Raw genomic sequence first — 3,223 nt, 5'->3', positions numbered from 1 at the left:
GTTCATGATTCTATGGTCCGTCTGCTCGATTCTCGACGCGGCCATCGCCTCCGATTCCACGACTTTCGATATGGCTTTGCTGCAGCGCGCCGGAGGATTGCTCGGCTATGTGCTGGGATGTCCGTTGGCATGGGGACTTTCCAAAGGTTTTTCGATCGCGATTTTCGTGGTCGTCATCCTCTTCGCACTGCTGCTGATCACCCATACGCGCGTCACGCAGATTCCCGACAAGGTGGGGGCGTTGGCATCGAGGTTCTTAGGCACGTCGAAGCAACGTGATGACGCCGTCGACGAGACGGAGCAATTCCCCAACGAAGTGCGTGTCGGCGATACGACGCTCGCCTTCGCCGAAGGGGTCCCGGCGCATGATGGTATCGATGAGAATGATGACGGCGACGTCAAACCGGGTCTGTTCGCCCGTATGAGGCAGCGTCTTTCGTCCCGCAAGGCCAAGCATGACGAAGACGGCGATCTCGATCATTACGCCGGCGACGAAGCGTTCCTCAATGCGGCCGATCGCCATGGGCAGATTGCGGAAACCATGGTGGACGATTCCGGACGACGCGACACGTCGCCGCGGAGCATATCCTCCGGCGATTATGATGCGGATGGTTACGCCGCCGTGCCGTCCGGCACCACGGTCATGCCACAGGAAGGGCACAGCCGTTCCGTCGCCTCCGATCCGATCGATGTGTTATCCGGCTCCATGGGCGGCGCATCCGCATTGGTGCCGGCCGACGAGGTCAAACCCGTCGGCGTCGCTCCGAATGATCCGTGGGCGGTCATCGACGAGGACGGCACCTCCAACGGCAAGGAAGTCATGGTGGACGCCGCCACCGGAGAGGTTCTTGACGATGCGCATTCTGATGCTGATGCTGCATCGGAGCCGGACGGGACTCCCGAAGGCCCATATCATCTGCCCGACCTCAACATCCTCAAGAAAGGCGCGCCGCATGCCGCGCATACGCCGGAGAACGATCGCGTCATCCGTGCGCTGACCGGCACTTTCCAGCAGTTCAATGTCGACGCGAAGGTCATCGGCTTCCTGCGCGGCCCCTCGGTCACCATGTATGAGGTGGAGCTCGGCCCCGGCGTCAAAGTCGAGAAGGTCACCAATCTGCAGAAGAACATCGCCTATGCGGTGGCCAGCTCCGATGTACGTATCCTGTCGGTGATCGAAGGCAAGTCTGCCATCGGCATCGAAATTCCGAACACCGACCGCGAGACTGTGGTGCTGGGCGATGTGTTGCGCTCCGACAAGGCAAGAAACGACCCTAATCCGATGCTTACCGGCGTCGGCAAGGACGTGGAGGGCCACTTCGTGACCGCCGACCTGACCAAGATGCCCCACCTCCTGGTGGCCGGCGCCACCGGATCCGGTAAATCGAGCTTCATCAACTCCATGCTGACTTCCGTGATCATGCGAGCCACGCCCGACCAGGTCCGCATGATCATGGTCGACCCGAAGCGAGTGGAGCTGTCCGCATATGCGGGCATTCCGCATCTGCTCACGCCGATCATCACCGATCCGAAGAAGGCGGCGCAGGCGCTCGAATGGGTGGTCAAGGAGATGGACGCCCGCTACAGCGACCTCGAATTCTTCGGATTCCGCCATATCAAGGATTTCAATGCGGCAGTGCGCGCCGGCAAGGTGCATGCGCCAGCCGGATCCAAGCGCAAGGTGGCCCCATATCCGTACATCCTGGTGGTCGTGGACGAGATGGCGGACCTCATGATGGTGGCCAAGAACGACGTGGAAAGCTCCATCCAGCGCATCACCCAGCTGGCACGAGCCGCGGGTGTCCATCTGGTGCTCGCCACCCAGCGTCCGTCCGTCGACGTGGTCACTGGTCTGATCAAGGCCAACATCCCGTCCCGTTTGGCGTTCGCTACCTCATCCGCCACCGATTCCCGCGTCATCCTCGACGCCACCGGGGCGGAGACCCTGATCGGACAGGGCGATGCCCTGTTCCTGCCCATGGGGCAGGCCAAGCCGATTCGAGTGCAGGGCGCGTGGGTCGACGAATCCGAAATACGCCGTGCGGTGGAATTCGTTCGGACCCAGCGCAAGCCCCACTATCGCGAGGATATCGAGGAGATGGCCAAGGAAGCCGAGAAGAAGGCCGTCGAGCCGGATGAGGACATCGGCAACGACATGGACGTGCTGCTGCAGGCCGCGGAACTGGTGGTCTCCACGCAGTTCGGCTCCACTTCCATGCTGCAGCGCAAGCTGCGTGTCGGATTCGCCAAGGCCGGTCGCCTGATGGACCTGCTCGAATCTCGTGGCGTGGTGGGCCCATCCGAAGGGTCCAAGGCCCGTGAGGTGCTTGTGCAGCCGCAGGATCTGCCCCAGGTGCTCGCCTTCATCAAAGGCGAGACGTCCTCGCTCACCGGCGGCGCGTCCCCATCGGACGGCGCACGGTCCTGAGATGCGACGGGCGTGACAATCGCGCGCTTTGCATCAAGTAGCGGTGTCAGGGTAACGTGAACGGTATGGAAAAGCAAGAAGAACGCAAACCGTCCCTGCTTGACGGGTGGAATTCCCCGCCGAACATCGTGACCTTCTCCCGTATCATCCTCGTCATCATCTTCCTCGCGTTGTACGTCATGGCCGGCGCCTGGGGTACGAAGAATACGACCATGCGCTGGTGGGCGGCGGTCATCTTCATCATCGCCGCGTGCACCGATAAGCTCGACGGCTGGATGGCCCGCAAATACAACCAGGTCACCGAGTTGGGCAAGCTTATGGATCCGATCGCGGACAAGCTGCTCACCTGCGGCACTCTGATCGTCGCCGCCATCTTCAACGAGTTCGGCAATGTCGTGCTCGGCTGGGTCGTGACCGCGCTGTTCCTCATCCGTGAGATCGGCATCACCGTCATGCGTTTCTTCGTCATCGACACCGGCGGCAAGGTCATCGCCGCGTCCCAGGCTGGCAAATACAAGACGCTCTGCCAGTGCGTCGGCCTGGCCATGCTCATGCTGCCGATGTGGAGCCTCGCCGACGGTATGAACGCCACCCCGTTGTGGATGACCATCTACTACACCATCACCTACGCCTTGATCTATCTTGCGCTGATTCTGTGCCTGTATTCGGGCGGAGAGTATCTCATCAACACGTTCGGCGGCCGTAAGAAGACCTCGAAGGAAGCAAAGTAGTCCGATGGACGAAACCGAATTCTCAACGGCCGTGGCCAGCCAATCGCAGTGCGATGAGCTGGCC

The 3,223-nt window shown here is 61.3% G+C and carries 2 protein-coding genes; both read left to right on the top strand.

Annotation, left to right across the window (positions count from 1 at the left end; translation table 11 throughout):
• Positions 1 to 2,428, top strand: a 2,428-nt coding sequence (locus ACR0P8_RS09100) for a DNA translocase FtsK (protein WP_432624758.1), incomplete at its 5' end; no start/stop codon positions are given.
• A 65-nt stretch (positions 2,429 to 2,493) separates the two neighbouring features.
• Entirely contained in the window at positions 2,494 to 3,159 is a 666-nt protein-coding gene (gene pgsA, locus ACR0P8_RS09095; protein WP_432624757.1) for a CDP-diacylglycerol--glycerol-3-phosphate 3-phosphatidyltransferase, read from the top strand.
• Positions 3,160 to 3,223 lie beyond the last annotated feature (64 nt).

It is taken from the genome of Bifidobacterium sp., assembly GCF_050874245.1.
GTDB lineage: Bacteria > Actinomycetota > Actinomycetes > Actinomycetales > Bifidobacteriaceae > Bifidobacterium.
This window is presented reverse-complemented; position numbering and strand designations above follow the sequence as displayed.